The sequence below is a fragment of the Marinobacter alkalisoli genome (genome assembly GCF_045449855.1).
In the GTDB taxonomy this organism is placed as follows: domain Bacteria; phylum Pseudomonadota; class Gammaproteobacteria; order Pseudomonadales; family Oleiphilaceae; genus Marinobacter.
Map to the genome: position 1 here is coordinate 59524 of NZ_JBJJLC010000005.1, position 18015 is coordinate 77538.

At 56.9% G+C, this 18015-nt stretch carries 16 protein-coding genes; 8 read left to right on the top strand and 8 right to left on the bottom strand.

Translation table 11 applies throughout. The features are described 5' to 3' along the window. The first annotated feature begins 9 nt into the window (after nt 1-9). From ACJO5Y_RS02415 to sthA, 3 genes are read left to right on the top strand one after another with little or no spacing between them, the layout of a single operon-like run. Entirely contained in the window at nt 10-1059 is a 1050-nt protein-coding gene (locus ACJO5Y_RS02415; protein WP_406984789.1) for an FAD:protein FMN transferase, read from the top strand. 10 nt (nt 1060-1069) lie between these two features. Further along, complete coding sequence (nqrM, locus tag ACJO5Y_RS02420; RefSeq protein WP_406984790.1) at nt 1070-1318, top strand: (Na+)-NQR maturation NqrM; 249 nt, start codon at nt 1070-1072, stop codon at nt 1316-1318. 58 nt (nt 1319-1376) lie between these two features. Further along, nucleotides 1377-2768: a Si-specific NAD(P)(+) transhydrogenase gene (sthA, locus tag ACJO5Y_RS02425; protein ID WP_406984791.1), complete on the top strand. Its 1392-nt coding sequence runs from the start codon at nt 1377-1379 to the stop codon at nt 2766-2768. Between the two features lie 64 nt (nt 2769-2832). On the opposite strand, the gene ACJO5Y_RS02430 is transcribed toward sthA, so the two are convergent. From ACJO5Y_RS02430 to ACJO5Y_RS02455, 6 genes are all read right to left on the bottom strand, one after another. After that, nucleotides 2833-3633, bottom strand: coding sequence for a glycerophosphodiester phosphodiesterase (locus ACJO5Y_RS02430; RefSeq protein ID WP_406984792.1), 801 nt, complete (start codon nt 3631-3633; stop codon nt 2833-2835). Continuing rightward, nucleotides 3630-4757, bottom strand: coding sequence for a 3-deoxy-7-phosphoheptulonate synthase (locus tag ACJO5Y_RS02435; RefSeq protein WP_406984794.1), 1128 nt, complete (start codon nt 4755-4757; stop codon nt 3630-3632). Before ACJO5Y_RS02435 ends, ACJO5Y_RS02430 begins: the two co-directional genes overlap by 4 nt. 17 nt (nt 4758-4774) lie before the next feature. Next, on the bottom strand, nt 4775-5221 hold the full coding sequence (locus ACJO5Y_RS02440) for a tellurite resistance TerB family protein (RefSeq protein WP_406984795.1): 447 nt from the start codon (nt 5219-5221) through the stop codon (nt 4775-4777). A gap of 47 nt (nt 5222-5268) precedes the next feature. Continuing rightward, nucleotides 5269-6234: a transaldolase gene (tal, locus tag ACJO5Y_RS02445; protein ID WP_406984797.1), complete on the bottom strand. Its 966-nt coding sequence runs from the start codon at nt 6232-6234 to the stop codon at nt 5269-5271. An 88-nt stretch (nt 6235-6322) separates the two neighbouring features. Beyond that, a complete protein-coding gene (gene dusA / locus ACJO5Y_RS02450; protein ID WP_406985029.1) occupies nt 6323-7336 on the bottom strand; it encodes a tRNA dihydrouridine(20/20a) synthase DusA in 1014 nt (337 codons plus the stop codon). Between the two features lie 294 nt (nt 7337-7630). After that, nucleotides 7631-8557, bottom strand: a complete 927-nt coding sequence (locus tag ACJO5Y_RS02455) for a 5'-nucleotidase (protein ID WP_406984798.1) — start codon at nt 8555-8557, stop codon at nt 7631-7633. 231 nt (nt 8558-8788) lie between these two features. Here ACJO5Y_RS02455 and ACJO5Y_RS02460 point away from each other — a divergent pair, with 231 nt between their 5' ends. Continuing rightward, a complete protein-coding gene (locus tag ACJO5Y_RS02460; RefSeq protein WP_406984799.1) occupies nt 8789-12631 on the top strand; it encodes a DUF3427 domain-containing protein in 3843 nt (1280 codons plus the stop codon). 35 nt (nt 12632-12666) lie between these two features. On the opposite strand, the gene ACJO5Y_RS02465 is transcribed toward ACJO5Y_RS02460, so the two are convergent. Then, on the bottom strand, nt 12667-13746 hold the full coding sequence (locus ACJO5Y_RS02465) for an AraC family transcriptional regulator (protein ID WP_406984800.1): 1080 nt from the start codon (nt 13744-13746) through the stop codon (nt 12667-12669). 109 nt (nt 13747-13855) lie between these two features. On the opposite strand from ACJO5Y_RS02465, the gene ACJO5Y_RS02470 reads away from it, so the two are divergent. The 4 genes from ACJO5Y_RS02470 to ACJO5Y_RS02485 all read left to right on the top strand — a co-directional run bounded on the left by ACJO5Y_RS02470 (nt 13856) and on the right by ACJO5Y_RS02485 (nt 17019). Next, a complete protein-coding gene (locus ACJO5Y_RS02470; RefSeq protein ID WP_406984801.1) occupies nt 13856-14728 on the top strand; it encodes a metal-dependent hydrolase in 873 nt (290 codons plus the stop codon). Between the two features lie 79 nt (nt 14729-14807). Continuing rightward, entirely contained in the window at nt 14808-15215 is a 408-nt protein-coding gene (locus ACJO5Y_RS02475; RefSeq protein WP_406984803.1) for an MAPEG family protein, read from the top strand. Nucleotides 15216-15251: 36 nt separating this feature from the next. Further along, on the top strand, nt 15252-16022 hold the full coding sequence (locus tag ACJO5Y_RS02480; RefSeq protein WP_406984805.1) for an SDR family oxidoreductase: 771 nt from the start codon (nt 15252-15254) through the stop codon (nt 16020-16022). A gap of 82 nt (nt 16023-16104) precedes the next feature. Next, complete coding sequence (locus ACJO5Y_RS02485; RefSeq protein ID WP_406984807.1) at nt 16105-17019, top strand: AEC family transporter; 915 nt, start codon at nt 16105-16107, stop codon at nt 17017-17019. Here ACJO5Y_RS02485 and ACJO5Y_RS02490 read toward each other — a convergent pair. Beyond that, nucleotides 16999-17961 (bottom strand): zinc ABC transporter substrate-binding protein, encoded by a 963-nt coding sequence (locus ACJO5Y_RS02490; RefSeq protein WP_406984809.1) that lies wholly within the window; start codon nt 17959-17961, stop codon nt 16999-17001. The two genes, ACJO5Y_RS02485 and ACJO5Y_RS02490, sit on opposite strands and share 21 nt — an antisense overlap. Nucleotides 17962-18015: the final 54 nt, after the last annotated feature.

The window sequence follows — 18015 nt, forward strand, 5'->3', positions numbered from 1 at the left end:
TTTACTCACATGACATCCCGCATGTTTCGGCCCGTCAGGGTGGTAATGGTCAGCGTCTTTTGGACGCTGGCTGTTGCCGCCCTGGCGGGTTGTTCGTTTGAGCCTGAGGAAAAGATCTGGGAAATTGCCGGCCCGGTGTTTGGCACCCAGTACCATATCAACGTCGTATTGACCGAGGACGAGTCCCGCCTTGAGAATCTGGGAAGCGGTATTGAACAGGTTCTGGAAGATGTGGACGCTTCCATGTCGACCTGGCGCGAGGATTCGGAGCTTTCCCGCCTTAACCGTCGGGAAGACCAATCGGAGTGGATTGAACTCTCGGAACCTCTCTACGAAGTACTGTTTGTGGCAGCAGAGGTGTCCAGTCTCACTGACGGGGCGTTTGATGTCACTATCGGCCCTGTGGTTAACCTCTGGGGGTTCGGCCCCGATGCCCGGCCAGACCAGGTCCCCGATGATCAGGAACTCAAGGCGAAGCTGGACCAGACCGGATACGAGCACATCGAGCTGAAGTCAGACCCGCCAGCGATGCGGGCCCATCGTCCTCAGTACATCGATCTGTCGGCGATTGCCAAGGGCTATGCGGTGGACGCAGTTGCCCGCTATCTTGAGGAGGCGGGAGTAGGCGCTTACCTGGTGGAGATAGGCGGCGAAGTTCGTGTCAACGGCCGCAAACCCAACGGTGATGCCTGGCGTCTGGCCATTGAGGAGCCCGTGTCGGAACGCCGTCAGATCAATCGCGTGGTGGCACTGGATAGGCAGGCCATGGCAACCTCCGGGGATTATCGTAACTATTACGAATCGGAAGGCCGCCGTTATTCGCATACAATAGACCCTGAGACCGGTAAGCCAATTCGGCACAAACTCGCTTCCGTAACGGTGATCGCCGAAAACACCATGCTGGCGGATGCGCTGGCGACCGGTTTCAACGTCATGGGTTTTGAGCGGGCACAGGCATTGGCCACCCGTGAGAACATGGCGGCTTATTTCATCGTACGAGGTGATAACGGGTTTGAGGCGCATTACACACCCGCATTCACTGCGTACCTAACAGACTAGGGGAGGGCTTATGGGTACCTTTCTGTTGGTTTTACTGATTGTTTCCGTGTTGGTGGCAGCCATGTCGATCGGCGTGATTTTCGGCCGCAAGCCGATCAGCGGTACCTGCGGTGGCATTGGCGCCATGGGTATCAGCAAGTCCTGTGATATTTGTGGCGGTAATACGCAGAAGTGTGAAGAGGAAAACGAGCGCCTTGCCAATGAGGGCAACACGGCGAGCGAGCTGAGCTACGACGCTACCAAAACCGGTGATCGCTGATCCCGCACCAATAAATAAGAACACATTTTAACGACGTAGATAAGGAGTCACTGCACGCATGGCAGAACATCATTACGACGTCGTCGTTATCGGCGCTGGTCCTTCCGGAGAAGGCGCAGCGATGAATGCGACGAAACACGGCAAACGTGTCGCGATCATCGAAGACAAGCCCACGGTTGGTGGTAATTGCACCCACTGGGGCACCATCCCCTCCAAGGCGCTGCGCCATTCGGTCAAACAGATCATCACCTTCAATACCAACCAGATGTTCCGGGATATCGGTGAGCCCCGCTGGTTCTCTTTTCCACGGGTATTGCAGAATGCCCAGAAGGTGATCGACAAGCAGGTTAACCTGCGAACCCAGTTTTACGCCCGTAACCGGGTGGACCTGATCAGCGGCCGTGCGTCATTTCTGGACAAGCACCGTGTCGAAGTCCGCGGTAACAAGTCAGTTGAGACCCTGCACTTCAAGCAGGCCATTGTTGCCACCGGGTCCCGGCCGTACCTGCCGCCGGATGTGAACTTCCGTCACCACCGGATCTACAACTCGGACACCATCCTGAACCTGTCCCATACCCCCCGTACCCTGATTATCTACGGTGCAGGTGTGATCGGCTCGGAATACGCGTCCATCTTTGCCGGCCTGGGTGTGAAGGTTGACCTCATCAACCCCGGTAGCCGTCTGCTGACGTTCCTGGATGACGAGATTTCTGATGCTCTGAGCTATCACCTGCGTAATAACGGCGTGCTGGTTCGCCACAACGAGGAGTACGAATCGGTTGATGGCGATGATCATGGTGTGGTGCTGTCGTTGAAATCCGGCAAGAAAATCCGTGCTGATGCCTTCCTGTGGTGCAATGGCCGCAGCGGTAACACCGAAAAGCTTGGCCTGGATAACGTCGGGTTGGTGCCCAACGGCCGTGGCCAGTTGGCGGTGGACGAACATTACCGTACCGAAGTGGATACCATCTATGCCGCTGGCGATGTGATCGGCTGGCCCAGTCTGGCCAGCGCCGCCTACGATCAGGGCCGCTCAGCGTCGTCCGATATCCTGCACGACGAATTCTTCCGCTTCGTATCGGACGTGCCGACCGGTATCTACACCATTCCCGAGATCAGTTCCGTGGGCAAGACCGAGCGCGAGCTGACCGAAGCCAAGGTGCCCTATGAAGTGGGCCAGGCGTTCTTCAAGGATCTGGCCCGCGCCCAGATCACCCGTGAAGCCGTGGGTATGCTGAAGATCCTGTTCCACCGCGAGACCCGCGAGATTCTCGGCATCCACTGCTTTGGTGACCAGGCGGCGGAGATCGTCCACATCGGCCAGGCCATCATGAACCAGGAAGGGGAAGCCAATTCCCTGAACTATTTCATCAATACCACGTTCAACTACCCGACCATGGCGGAAGCCTACCGGGTAGCGGCATTGAACGGATTGAACCGGATCTTCTGATCGGTGTGGCTGACGGGAACCGGGCTGCGGCTATCCGCACCCCGGTTTTTTTGTGCCTGTGATATCAGCTCGTGGATACGGCGGCGTCTTCCGCCTTGTTCTCCGTGGCGTTTCCCCGGGGCAGGCTGATCAGAGAGCGGGCGCGATTGTCAAAGTACATGCGGGTGCTGGTGGGGAAGTCGGAAATGATGCTGTCGACCCCCTGCTGCTCCAGTTCCAGCATGTCGTGGATCCGGTTGACGGTCCAGGCTGACACATGCATGCCGCGACGATGGGCGTCGTCCACCAGGGATTTCGAACAGATCTTCCAGTTTACACACAGGAACTCGCAGTGCAGCCGTGAGGCGACGTTAATCGGGCGCGGGAACTTGCGCTCGGCGACAAGGCCAATGGGAATGCCCGTGTCCCGCCGCCGGATTTGCTGCAGGAACCAGACATCTGACGAGGTCACGGTGACCCGCTGGTAAAGATTTCTGCGCTGGATGATCTCGGTCAGGCGGTTGCACAGTACGTTCAGCCGCTGACGGTTGTCTTTCTTGACCTCCAGCTGCAGGTGCTCCAGATCCGCGAATGCGTCCAGCAGCGTTTCCAGGGCCGGTATGCCGACCTTTCTGGACCAGGATGGGGTTGCGCCCTTTCTCGCATCCATCGCTGCCAGTTCCTCACTGGTGAAACTGGACACGGCGCCTTTCTGGCCGGTGGTGCGGTCCACCGTCAGGTCATGGATGATCACCGGCTTGCCGTCTTTCGACAACACCAGGTCCAGTTCGAAATGGCGGATGCCGTGCCGGTAGGCGTGGGAAAATCCGGCCAGTGTATTTTCAGGGGCTTCTCCCTTGGCCCCACGGTGTCCGTAGACAATCATTCTGTTGCTGTTTCCTTTAGGCGTTGATAAATGGCCTGGCGTTTTTTCCAGGTGTCGTGACACAGGCGGATATCTTCCAGGTAAGCCGGTAATTCGTTCATCAGCAGCGCCTGGGGGCCATCCACCAGGGCTTTCTCCGGTTTCGGGTGGAAGTCCACCAGCACCATGTTGGCGCCGGCAATCACGCCCTGGGCCGTTGCGTGCATGACATCGAGGATGCCGTCCGGCGCTTTCTCACGGCTGCCCACGGAGTGGGACGGGTCTACACACACCGGCATACGCGTCAGCCGCTTAACCGCCGGCACATGGGCGAAATCCACCATGTTACGGTGGGGCTGGCCCGCCTCGGTTTTCATGCCCCGCAGGCAGAAAATGACGTTGGCGTTGCCCTCGCTGGCCAGGTATTCGGCGGCATTCAGGGATTCATTCAGGGTGATACCAAAGCCCCGTTTCAGCAGCACCGGGTAGGTACTCTGGCGGCCAATGGCTTTCAGCAGCTCAAAGTTCTGGGTGTTGCGGGTGCCCACCTGCAACATGACTCCGGTGGGGCGGCCCAGTTGCTCGAGGCAGGTGTCGATTTCTTCGATGTGGCTCTCGTGGGTGATTTCCATGGCAATCACCTTGATGCCATGTTTACCCGCTTTTTCAAACACCCAGGGTAGACAGCCCTTGCCATGCCCCTGGAAGGAGTAGGGGTTGGTACGGGGCTTGTAGGCGCCCATGCGGGTGCAGACCTCGCCATGATCTTCCAGGGCCTGCATCATCATCTCTACGTGTTCGGGCACGTCAACCGCACACAGCCCGGCGAATATGTTCAGGTTGGACTGACTGAACTCCACATCGTTGTAGGTAAAGCCGCTTTGGCGTCTGTCATCCCGGTGGCGGCCCAGAATACGGTAGTCATCGGAGATGCGGATAGCCCGCTCCACCGCCGGCAGGGCTTCAATCTCTTCCTTGTCGAGGGATTTGGTGTCGCCCAGCAGATAGATTTCCGTCAGCCGCTGGCTGGCGCCCTGAACCTCATGAACCCGAACCGAAACGCCCGGCAGGTTCTCCAGAAAATGCATGGTCTGCCGGTAGGCGTCGCTGTCCAGTGGCGTATCGGGGTGGAGAATGGCTAGCATGTTGACTCCTTTAGCAGTCAGCCCGCGCCTTCCGCACGATGGCGAGCCTGCATGTATTCGCGGTGATTAAGATGCAGCAAATCGGCCATGCGGCGAATCAGATGTTCCTCGTATTTGTCGATCCGGCCATCGGCAAATGCCACCCGCCAGATGCTCTCCAGCAGGCTCTGCTTGGCGGTCTGGTCCAGGTGTTCATTGATCTGGCCGGTAAACTCATACAGTGACGTGGCGTCATCCGCGTGGCTGAGGGCATCCTGCAGGATTTCCTCGGCTTCATCGCGGGTGACCTCATGGGCACTCACGGCGCAATCCACAATGGTCTGCAGTTCCCGCTCATCCTCATTGTTGTCAATGCGCGAGAGCTGAACCATCAGCGCAGTGGCAGCCACGGCCAGCGAATGCGGGTCCGGCGCTTCCCGGGTTTCCTCGGTAGGGGCAAATAATTGCTTCAGACGTTCGATCATGACCTGAAGTGTTCTCCTGTATATGTACGACCGTTAATGCACGACAGTTACGCCGCTTTTGCCAGCTGCCTGACACGACCTTCCAGCTCGATCTGGTCTGCGGCAAAGCGGCGAATGCCTTCAGCCAGCTTCTCGGTCGCCATGGCGTCTTCGTTGGATTCCCAACGGAACAGGCGTTCGTCCATCGCACCGAATCCATCGGAGCTGTTGGCGGTGGCCGGTGACAACTGACGCTCCAGCGGCGTGGTATCGTCTTTCAGCTCCTGCAACAGGGCAGGACTGATGGTCAGGCGGTCACAGCCGGCCAGCATCTCGATTTCACCGAGGTTGCGGAAGCTGGCGCCCATCACCACGGTCTTGAAACCGTTGGCCTTATAGTAATTATAGATGCGGGACACAGACTGGACACCGGGATCCTCCGCTGCCGGGAAGCTGTCCCGACCGCTGTGGGCCAGGTGCCAGTCCAGGATACGACCCACGAACGGCGAAATCAGGAAAGCGCCGGCATCGGCACAGGCCGCCGCCTGCACAAACGAGAACAGCAGCGTCAGGTTGCAATGGATGCCTTCTTTCTCCAATTGCTCCGCCGCGCGAATACCTTCCCAGGTGGAAGCAATCTTGATCAGCACCCGGCTGGTGTCCACGCCTTGCTGCCGGTACAGGTCGACCAGCCTGCGAGCCCGGGCCAGAGTGGCGTCGGTGTCGAAAGACAGGCGGGCGTCCACCTCAGTGGAGACTACGCCGGGAATCAGTTCCAGAATCTCGCGCCCGGCCAGCACGGCCAGGGCATCCGTGGCGTAACCCAGCTGCTCGGCGTCAGAACCGCCTTGCTGGCTTGCCATGGCAACGGCCTTGTCCAGCATCGGGCGATAGGCGTCTGACGCAGCGGCTTTCAGCAGCAGGGAAGGGTTGGTGGTGGCATCCTCAGGGCGCCACTGGGCGATGGCATCCAGGTCACCGGTATCGGCAACCACCGTGGTCATGGCTTTCAGTTGTTCAAGCTTGCTGGTCATTCGTCGTCCTGCCGTCCCGTCAGAGTTGTTTTCCCTACAATAACGGCCTGCTCTGACAGGAACAAGACAACAAAACGTATAGACCCGATTAAGCCGTCGCTATTGCCGGCTCCGATGGCTCCTTTACCTTCGTCAGGGCTTCCTGGATGACCTCCAGCCCGGCCCCGGGTTTATGGGCATTCTCGCTGATGTAGCGGCGGAACTGACGGCCGCCGGGTTGTCCGTGGAACAGTCCCAGCAGGTGACGTGACATGTGTGTAAGGAACACGCCCCGCTCCAGTTCGCTCTGGATAAACGGCAGCATGGCACGCAGGGCATCATGGCGGTTTTGTACCGGAGCGGCTTCACCAAAGAACTCGGGATCAACGCCTGTCAGCAGCCACGGGTTATGGTACGCCTCACGGCCCAGCATCACGCCATCCGTGTGTTCCAGGTGCTGGCGGCACTCGTCAAAGGTCTTGATGCCGCCGTTGATGATGATCTCCAGCTCCGGGTATTTGGCCTTCAGGCGATACACCCAGTCGTATTTCAGCGGCGGAATGTCCCGGTTTTCCTTGGGGCTCAGGCCCTCAAGAATGGCAATGCGGGCATGAACAATGAACGTACGGCAACCGGCGGCCGCGACCTTCTCAATAAACTCGCACAGATCATCCCAGGACTCCCGCCCGTCAATACCAATGCGGTGCTTGACCGTTACCGGCAGGCCGGTGGCGTCGATCATCGCCCCCACACCCTCGGCCACCTTGTCCGGGTGCCCCATCAGGCAGGCGCCAATCATGTTGTTCTGCACCCGGTCACTGGGGCAGCCCACATTCAGGTTCACCTCATCAAACCCGTACTGCTCCGCCAGCTTCGCACAATGAGCCAGTTCACCGGCGTCACTGCCGCCAAGCTGCAGCGCCAGCGGATATTCCGCCTCGTCATGACGCAGAAACCGCGCGGTATCGCCGTGAATCAACGCACCGGTGGTCACCATTTCCGTGTAGAGCAGGGTGTGCCGGCTGAGCTGGCGCGCCAGGTAACGGTAGTGGGTGGTAGTCCAGTCCATCATGGGGGCCACGCAGAACTTCCGGGAGGGCCCGGAGCCGGTGCTTACGCTCATTGCCGGTGAATGGTCGACGTTGCCTGTTGTGCTGTTTGCGGTCATTGACTGCCCAATCTGAATCTATCCGTCATCTGCTGTTGTGAGCTACGGAGCAATTAAAAACGGGCATTATTGTATCAGGAAAGCGGACCCGCTGGCCGTAAGGCTTTTGCGAAATTTATAGTCGATAGCTTCGTTGAGTTCCGCTTCCGCTGCGGGATGAAACGTGGGAACTTTTCGCCCTCGTTAAATATATCCGGTTCATTCGCGCGGTTCAGTTCTACCTACGGCAACACTTGGCTAGACTGAAGTTCAAGCCAAATTAGCCACCCCAAACGGAATATGCACCATCGGAATATCCCCGGCATCAGACTCCAGGTGCGACCGCTGATCATCAAAAAACATATGGGGCTTGAGCACACTCAGAATCCGGTCTTTTTTCATGCCGCCCAGGAAGAAAACCTCGTTCGCGTTCACGCCCCAGTGTTCCAGGGTGGTAATTACCCGCTCGTGTGAAGGGGCGTTTCGGGCTGTCACGATAGCGGTCCGAAGCACTCTGCGGTAGTCCGGATCCTCAGCGAGCGCCTGATCTTCGAGCTGCTGCAAGTGAGCAAGTTTGCGGAAAAGACTTCCCAGCGGGCCAGGATTGTGGGGTATGTGGGATCGCGATGTTTCGTGCTCCTGAAATTCCTCCAGAGAACCATCTTTGTATACCCGTTCGGAAGCATCATCGGCAATTACGCCGTCAAAGTCGAAGGCAATACGGAGTTCGGCATCATCGGTGTCGTCAACAACCTGGCTTGGCAGAACAGTGCCGGCCGGATGGCCATAATCAATTGCCTGAAGCACATCGTTCTCATTCCCTGACAGAAACAGAGCCGCGTTGAACGCTGGAATATAGGCATAGGGCGATTTGCCCTCCAGGAATGCCGCGCGTGTAATATCCAGGCCGTGGTGGTGAATGGAGTGGAATACCCGCTTGCCTGTAATCGCCGAGTTGCGAGACAGCAGTACTACCTCCACCGGACACTGCTCCGGAAACTTCTGGTTCACGCTCAGGAAGCGCCGCACAAACGGGAAGGCGACGCCTTTGTCCAACGGCTTGTCCAGATGAGCTTCCTGGTACTGTCGGTACGCCTTCTCACCCTGTTCCCTGAAAACACGATCAGACTCCGCCAGATCAAACAGTGCGCTGGAAGCAACGGCGATAACAAGTTTGTGTTCTATCGGGTATGGCATCGATTCTCCGCTTCCGCATGGGTGGTATTTCAACTGGTAGGGCAGGTTGCCGCTTTTCTATCTCCGTAGCACAACCCTACAACACTATGGCGACAATATTTGTCGCAGCCCGCGGTGATAATAAAGCTTCATGGAAGTGAGGGCTGTGAATGTCAGTTGGCCATTGGATAACCACCTGCTAACCTGGTCCATCGATAAATAGGGTAAACACTAGTAGTAAGGAAACCGCTGATGCCAGACACGCTAGGCTATTACGAAAATAATGCCGCAGCGTTTGTAGAGTCGACATTTGAGGTCTCAATGAACGAACTCTACGATGAATTTCTACCAATGATCTCCGAGGGTGGTCATATTATAGACGCAGGTTGTGGTTCCGGCCGGGACGCCTTGTATTTTAACCAACACGGATACCGAGTAACTGCATTTGATGGTTCCAAGTCGATAACCGCTCTCGCCTCTCAGAAGACCAAATTGTCGGTCCAGCATCGCACGTTTTCCGACGTGTCTGAACTCAGTGCCTACGACGGTATTTGGGCTTGTGCCAGCCTATTGCATCTTCCTGTGTCTGAGGTTCCTGATGCGATTGAGCGTTTGTGGCGTGCCCTGAAGCCCGGCGGTGCGTTTTATATGAGTTTCAAGGTTGGCTCAGGTGAACGTGAGCACCATGGCCGGCACTTTACTGATGCCAACGAGACGTTGGTTGAACAGTGGGCGCATAGCTTGTCAGAGCTGGAAACGTGCCGTCTGTGGCGCACAGATGACCAACGTCCAGGTCGCGATGAGCAATGGCTGAACATTCTCCTAAGCAAACAGCCGGCACCCCATAAACAGTTGACCACAGGCGGCAAGAAGCATCACTTCCTGCCAAAGCTGTGCCAGGCCATTAAATCCGCCGATAAGGTGGATATGGCCGTCGCCTTTGTCAAAACAACCGGCTTGAATCTCTTATTCCCTGACCTGGTCAGTGCATTACAACGTGCTTCTTCACCAGCTAGCCTGCGTATTCTCACCAGCGATTATCTGGACATTACTGATCCGGAGGCGCTACGTAAGTTGATCCTTTTGCAGGAGCAGGGTGCCCAGGTAAGAATTTATGAAAGCAAGGGCAGTAGTTTTCACATGAAGGCCTATCTGTTTGCCGGGCACGTTGACAATTACCAGGCCTGGGGCAGGGCTTTTATTGGATCCAGTAACATAAGCCGGCAGGCACTGCAGGATGGTCTGGAGTGGAATTATCAGGTGGATTTTCCGCCGGATGTCGGTTATCTCGAGGCGGTCAGCCGGTTTGAAGAGTTGTTTCAACATCCCAACGTGGTTCCTCTGACAGATCGGTGGATTGATGAATATGCCCAACGAAGAGTGCCCCCGCCCCAATCGGTGGCGCCGGGTAGCGTAGAGCAAGAGCCGGCCCCTGAACCAAATGAAGTCCAGATAGCTGCGTTGGAGGCGTTAGAGCAAACCCGTGAAGAGGGTTACCGCAGAGGGTTGGTGGTATTGGCAACGGGGCTAGGTAAAACCTGGCTCTCGGCCTTCGATGCGGTACAAATGGGTGCTCGACGTATTTTGTTTGTCGCCCATCGGGAGGAAATTCTCTATCAGGCTGCGGAGACCTACCTCCGCATCAAGCCCGAAAGTCGTGTTGGCTTTTATATGGGCAAGCAACGGGATCGTTCAGTGGACATTCTTTGCGCCTCAGTTCAGACCCTGGGTAAAGATGCTCATCTCGAACGATTCAGTCCACAGCACTTTGATTATATTGTGGTGGACGAGTTTCACCATGCATCTGCGCCGACCTATCACCGACTGCTCAGTTACTTTGCCCCGCAGTTTCTGTTGGGGCTGACGGCAACACCTGATCGGACGGACCGTTCCGATATTCTGTCACTATGTGACGACAATCTCGTCTACGAGTACCCGTTATTTGAAGGTGTCCGAGGTCATTTTTTGGTGCCATTTCATTACTATGGCATTTATGACGATACCGTTAACTACACGGAGATTCCCTGGCGTAACGGTAAATTTGATCCTAATCTCCTCGCTCACAAGCTGGCCACTTTGGGGCGCGCCAGGCATGCACTGAGTGTATGGCGGCGGCACTGTCAAAGCCGGACATTGGCCTTCTGTGTGTCTCGGCAGCACGCAGATTTCATGGCGGCACAGTTCACCCGACAGGGCGTAGCTGCAGCAGCCGTCCATGGTGAATCTGACATGTCTCGTGGCGAGGCACTTGAGATGTTGGAGGATGGACAGCTGGAGATCATTTTCTCAGTTGACCTGTTCAACGAGGGGGTTGATTTGCCCGCCATCGATACAGTGTTATTGCTGCGCCCTACGGAATCCAAGGTTCTTTTCCTTCAGCAGATAGGTCGAGGGCTGCGGCGTAGCTCCGGGAAAAATAAATTGGTCATTCTGGACTTCGTTGGCAACCACCAGAGCTTTCTGCATAAGCCGCAGGCACTGATGGGACAGGCCATGAACCACCGCCAGTTAGCGGACTTTGCCCGTAAGGCCCAGGAAAACAGGCTCGAATTGCCCGATGGGTGCTTCATCAATTACGACCTGGAAGTGATCGACTTCCTGAAAGGACTTGATCAGAGAGGCGCTGAAAAAGACTACCAGGCACTGAAAGACACGCTTGGTCGCCGTCCAACCCTCACTGAGTACTATCATTTCGGGGCCAACCTCACTCAGACCCGCAAGCAACACGGCAGCTGGTTTGGCTTGCTGAACGATGTGGGCGATCTCACAGAAATTGAAGCTATCCTGTTGACTGAACAGGAACGTTTTCTGGTTGAGGTGGAGACCACCTCAATGACCAAGTCCTTCAAGATGATTTTGCTTGAAGCGTTCCAGCAGCTTAGTGGCTGGCGGCAGGCTCCGGAATTGCCGGAGCTTGCTCAGGAGTCATGGCGAATACTCAAGCGCCGGCCCAAGCTGTTTATGGAACTGGCAGAGTCGGTTCAGGATGTTGATGGGCTATCTTCTCAGTGGCTGCAATACTGGAAGAAGAACCCGGTCGATCATTGGACAAATAAAACGCCACCTCTGTTTCAAGCTGACGAGGATCGATTTACCCCCACTTTTGCAATCCAGGCTGGCCAATTAGAAACCTTTGAACAGATGGTGCAAGAGTTGATTGATTACCGCCTGGCCTCATACGAAGCCAGGTTGGACGCAAGGGTTGACCCTGCTCAAATAAACAATGTGACGCCCATTGCCCGAACCGGCACTGAGTTGCCTTACTTCCCATCGCTCAAAATTGCTTGTGGTCATTTTCGGACCAGTCGGGCGGAAGCAGAGGAGTATCGTTCTTTGGGGCAAGGATATGGTCGTATCGATCCCACCCGGCACTTTATTGCACGGGCTTCTGGTAACTCCATGAATGGAGGTAAAAGACCCATTCACGACGGAGATTATCTGCTTCTGGAACAAGTTAATCCGGAGCGAGCCGGCTCAATCACGGGTAGAACACTCGCCATTGAACGGATGGATGACGCAGGAGATACCCAGTATCTGTTGCGAATGGTTCAGAAGTCGTCCTCCGGTCAGTACGTTTTGAAAGCTGCCAACCCGGACTACGAAGATATTGTGGTGACGCCGGAATTGAGTGAGCAATTCCGTACCTTCGCTCGTTTAGATACCGTTATTGATCCGTTGGAAATGGCCATTGGGCAGGAACTGCCCAGAGAAGAAATTCCGGGTTTATTCGGTGAAACATTCAACCCGGGTAATTGGCAAAGCGGCCATGTCTTTCTTCAGGAGGCTGGGGCACATGTGCTTCTGGTCACCCTTAACAAGCAGGGGAAAATCGAGGAGCACCGGTATGTGGACCATTGGATTGATGAGCACACCTTTCATTGGCAGAGCCAGCGCTCGACCACACCGGAAAGTAAACGAGGTAGGGAACTGATCGATCACAAAAAGCTTGGTTTATCTGTTCACCTTTTTGTTCGTGAAAACAAGCTCCGCAATGGAAAGGGTGCCCCTTTTACTTATTACGGTCCGGTTGAGTACCAAAGCCACCAGGGAAGTGCGCCAATGAGTGTGGTTTTTCGTCTGGCGTCTGGACGCTGACTCAATTCCATTCATTGGATCCCACTGGGGGAGTGTCAGTCTTCACCCGGAACCCGGGGGTTCCCCCGCCGCCATTCACGCGGAGCCACCCCCGTCCAACTCTTGAAAGCCCGGGTAAAGTTCGCAGGATCGGCAAAGCCCAGCATGTCACTGATGCTCTGAATTTCCATCTCAGAATTTGCCAATAGCTGGCAACTGTCCCGTCGCCGGACATCATCCAGCAACTGCTTATAGCTCAGCCCCTGCTCATGCAACCGCCGGCGCAATGTTCTTGGTGTCAGGCACAGATTTTCAGCCAGTTGCTCGGGGGAGGGGTAGCCATTCTGGCCCAGCACCAAATGAGCGCGGACCTGTCGGGCAATGTCGTTATCGGTCTCTGTGAGAGCGCTTTCCCGTTCACATTGCGCCAGCGCCTGGGCCAGACCCTCCGGGTTGGCGGTTGGCAATGGTTGGTCCAGCCAGGATCTGTCACCGCCCAGAATCACGCCAGCACGGGGCATATTGAACCTTACGCCAGGCACTTGCTGCTGTCGGCTGCCATAGCCCCTGGGTTCTGGTCCGCATAACCAGATTTCCCGCTCGTTGGGCAGCATAGGCAACACGAACTCCATACCCCGAATCATGCTGGTCAGAATGGAGCTGAACATCATTTCTCGAAGTGGAACCGGGATGGGCACTTCCGGTTCGATTTCAAAGAACAGGTCGGTTTCCGACTCTTTCACGGCCATCAGTGTGCCGCGCCCGCGTAAGTGCCAGAACCGCTCCAGAATTGAAATAGCGTCACGCGGGGTCGGGGCGCACATCAGCGCGTATCCCAGGTTGCCGTGGGCGGTCAGTGGCAAGCGCAGGCCGGTATCGAACCCCAGTGCAGTGTCGCCAATCACGGCGTGAACCGCCTCGAAAAGCTGCAGGGTTTGCAGGTAGGAGATCCGCCCTGCGGGGTCGTCCAGTGTCTCAGCGGGCACCGCAGCACGCTGCAGGATTGCGCTTCGGCTTGCGCCAAGTTCCACCGCCGATGCGACAAACATGCGGGGGTAGGTCACAGGCTGGTTGGGCTGCCGGGTCCAGCCGGGCAACTTAGAGGGTGTGATGGTATGTGGAGATCTGTCGAACATTGGCCACCAATGACAAGTGCATTGTCCGCCAAACATCTCACGGGGGTATCCATCTGACCAGTACTCTATGGGCCAGATTACAAGAAATCCCGCATACCGGAGACTGTTCATGACTTCAGTCGTTAACCTCAAAGCTATTCGCTCACCGAAACGCAAGCCCGCCAAGTCACCCCTGAGTATGATTCCCCAGGTGCGCCGCCCGAATATCGACCTGGCAGAGGATGTGCCCAAATACTGGTGGGACAATGATCCGGTCAAAACCCTGTTGCTGGCTGCGTTGTCCTCCGGGTTCCCGCCGGGGGAGACCTTCTTTATCGATTCGGTACGCCATTACCAGGACCGCATCACCGATCCGGAATTGAAAAAAGCCGTGCGCGCGTTTATCGGTCAGGAGGCGCATCACTCCCGGGAGCACAAACTGCTGAACGGCTTTCTGGAAGAACGGGGCGTTGGTCTCGGCCGACTGGAGGCGGAAGTCCAGGCGTTTATGGACTGGATGCGCAAGAACTTCAGCGCCGAACGGCAACTGGCTCACACGGTGGCGGTTGAGCATTTCACCGCCCTGATGGCGGAAGAATTCCTGTTGAAGTATGACGCGCTGGAAGAAATGGACCCGCGCATGGCAAAGATCTGGGCCTGGCACGCCATTGAGGAATCCGAACACAAGGCGGTGGCGTTTGATGTGTTCAAGGCCGTTGGCGGTCGTGAGAGCGTGCGGTTGCAGGAAATGCTGATTGTGAGTGTTATTTTTCCGGTGTTTACCAGTATCCATCTGGTGCAATTGATGAAGGAAGACGGCCAGTTGGGCAATCTGAAGTCCTGGGCCGGCGCCCTGAACTATATGTGGGGCAAGCCCGGGGTGTTTCGGAGGCTTCTGCCATCCTATCTCAAGTTCTATAGCCCGAAATTCCATCCGTGGAATCATGATGCCCGCGCGCTGGTTGAAAAAGCCAAGGCAAAATGGCTCGGAGAGCCAAGCTGACCGGCGGCGATTACATGCATGATGAGTGCAAGATACCAATGGGCAATGCCTGTTTTAATTCAATAATAAGGAAGAATGAATGACCGCTTATACCGCTGTTTTGTTGTACGCCGGATGGATGTTGATTCTGGCGCTGATCTACGCCACTCCCCGAGTGCCCCAGGCCTTGACCGGTGCAAAACCCATCGACAGCTGGGAGCGCAACAAGCAGCCGATTGATGCGCCTATTCTGCAGCGTGCCAAGGCAGCGCACCTCAACTGCATTGAGAATTTCGCGGTGTTTGCGTCGGTTGTCGTCGTTGCCGGCCTGATGGATCGTCTGGAGGTGGTGGACTCTCTGGCGGCGTTTGTTCTTTATGCAAGAATTGCTCAAAGCCTGGTACATATCAGCGGTATATCGTTTATGCAGATATTACTGAGAGCGACGTTCTTCCTGATTCAGATTGTGCTGGTGTTGATTATGGTGTACCAGCTGTTGCTCGCCTGAACGATTTACTTCTGATAACAATTTCAAGGAACACCAATGAAAGACACCATCTTCATCACCGGCGCCGCCGCCGGCATTGGCCGTGAAACCGCACTTCTGTTTGCCTCCAAAGGCTGGTTTGTCGGGGCAGCGGACCGGGACGAGGCGGCATTAGCAACGCTGCAGGACGAGCTGGGTGAAGACCGCTGCAGCATCCATGTGATGGATGTGGTGGATGAGGCATCGGTGAAACAGGGGCTGGCGGATTTTACCGAGCGCACCGGTGGCCAGCTGCGGTTGCTGCACAACAATGCCGGTATTCTGAAGGTGGGGCGGTTTGAGGAGATCAGCATGGCGGCGCATCGGGCCATTATTGAGGTCAATGTGATCGGGCTGATGACGGTGTTACATGCCGCCTTTCCGTACCTGAAGGCGACGCCGGACGCACAGGTGGTGAATATGAGTTCGGCGTCGGCCGCTTACGGAATTCCGGATTTCGCGTCCTATTCGGCCAGCAAGCATGCGGTACGGGCGATGACCGAGGCCCTGGATATTGAGTGGGAGCCCCACGGTATCCGTGTCTGCGATCTGATGCCGCCGTTTGTGAATACCGGCATGGTGCAGCAGAACGAGCAGGGCTCACGGCTGTTCGAGCGTCTTGGCGTGAATCTGACGCCGGATGTGGTGGCCGCCCAAGTGTGGGCGCAGGTGGAGCAACCGCGCCTGCACCGGCCAATCTCGATGCAGTTTCGGGCATTGTGGCCCATTGCCAAGTCCGCGCCGGCGTCCGTCACCCGTGGTGTGCTGAGAAAGCTGTGGCGCAAATAAGGCACACCCGATCAAGACGCTAGCCTGCTAACTTTGTTATCCTTTCGGGCCTTGTGAGAGTGGGGTTCGGGAGAAATTCAACATGCCGGTAATGGTTCAGGCGCTGGTGCCTGTGTTTGCGCTGATTGTGATGGGGCACCTGTTCCGCCGCTGGAACTTCCCCGGTGAAGGCTTCTGGATGCAGGCGGAGCGCTTCACCTACTACGCACTGTTTCCCGCCATGCTGGTCTATAAACTGGGCCAGGCCCGCTTGCCCGCCTCCGCTTATGGCGACATCCTGCTTTTGATAGTAGCCATGCTGCTGGTGATGACACTGGTGCTGGCGTTGCTGCAGTGGTTCTGGCGCTGGCCAGGGCCGGTGTTCTCTTCCGTTTTCCAGGGCGGTATCCGTTTCAATTCTTATGTGGGGCTGGCGGCCGCCGGTATGCTGCTGGGCGACGAGGGGCTGTCGCTGATTGCCATTGCCGTGGCGGTCAAGGTACCGCTCCTTAATCTACTTTGCATTCTGATGTTCTCGCTGGCGGCGGGCCAGGGGCCACTGCGGTTGCGGCCGGTGTTGAAAGCGATAGTGACCAACCCGCTGATTGTGGGGTCGGTTATTGGTGTGATCTGGAGCTATTTCCAGATCGGGTTCCACCCTCTGGTTGCCGGTATTCTGGCGCCGTTGAGCGATCTGGCGTTGCCCATGGGGCTGATGACGGTAGGGGCCGGGTTGCAGTTGAAGGCGTTGCGGGGCGCGTCGACGCCGTTCCTGGTGTCGTCAGTGGCCAAGCTGGTGGCGTTTCCGCTGATTACCGCCGGGCTGGCATTGTTGTTGGGGCTGGACGGTATGCTGGTGCAGGTGGCGGTGTTGCTGGCGGCTCTGCCCACCGCAACCTCGTCCTACATACTGGCGCGCCAGCTCGGTGGTGACGCGCCCCTGATGGCCGGCATCATCAGTGGCCAGACGTTGCTGGCCATGATCACGATTCCACTGTTACTGGGCATTCTCTGGTAAGCACGTCAGCGCGTCGTCGGCGATACCCTGAAGAAAGTTCACGTAGCCATCCCGGTCGGATTCAATCTTCGTGGCCAGCGGATCCCAGGTGCTGAAGGTGATGTCCAGGCCTTCGGTGATGGTGCGCCACCACTGGCGGTTGAACTGGGGCTCGGTCAGCAGGCAGGGCTGGTTGGCCTTGCGCAGTTTGTCCTGAACCTCGGCGATGTGCCGGGCGCCCGGGGACAGTTCCGGGTTCAGGGTGAGGATGCCGTCCAGCTTCAGGTTGAAGTGCCCGGCGTAGCGCGTGAAGGCGTCGTGGTAGGCGAACAGGCTGATGTCAGCCAGTGGCTCAAGGCGGTGTTGAATGTCTTCCTCGGCCTGCTTTAGTGTCTTCTCGAACCTCGCCAGGTTGGCGTCCAGTGCCTTGGTGTCGGCTCCGTCCAGCTGCGACAGCGCCTGGTGGATGTCCCTGGCCATGTCCAGCGCCAGTACCGGATCCAGCCAGATGTGTGGGTCCTCACCTGCGCCATGGTCGTGGCCGTGATCATCGTGACCATGATCGTCATGCCCGTGGTGATCCTCTTCATGCTCATCGTGGTGCGCGTCGGTGTCGTCGGCCGGGGGCACGTCATCACCGTGCATCAGCGATACTGTGCGCTCCCTGAATTCTTCACCGCCCAGCAGGCGGGACAGGAAAGTTTCCATTTCCGGTCCGATCCAGAAGATGACGTCGGAATTCTCCAGCGCCCGGCGCTGTGACGGGCGCATGGTGTAGTTGTGGGGGCTGGAACCTGCGGGCACCAGGCTGGTGACGTTGACATCGTCCGATGCGACGGCTTTGACCAGAAGTTCCACCGGTTTGATGGAGGTGACGACGTTGGTGGCGGCCAGTGCTGAAAGCGGGCTCAGTAACGCCGCCAGTCCCAGCGCGGCGGCGCTGGCTCGTGATTTGTTGGGCATGATGGTGTCGTGCTCTGAAACAGGATTGAAACGTTATAATATAACAAGCTGGCC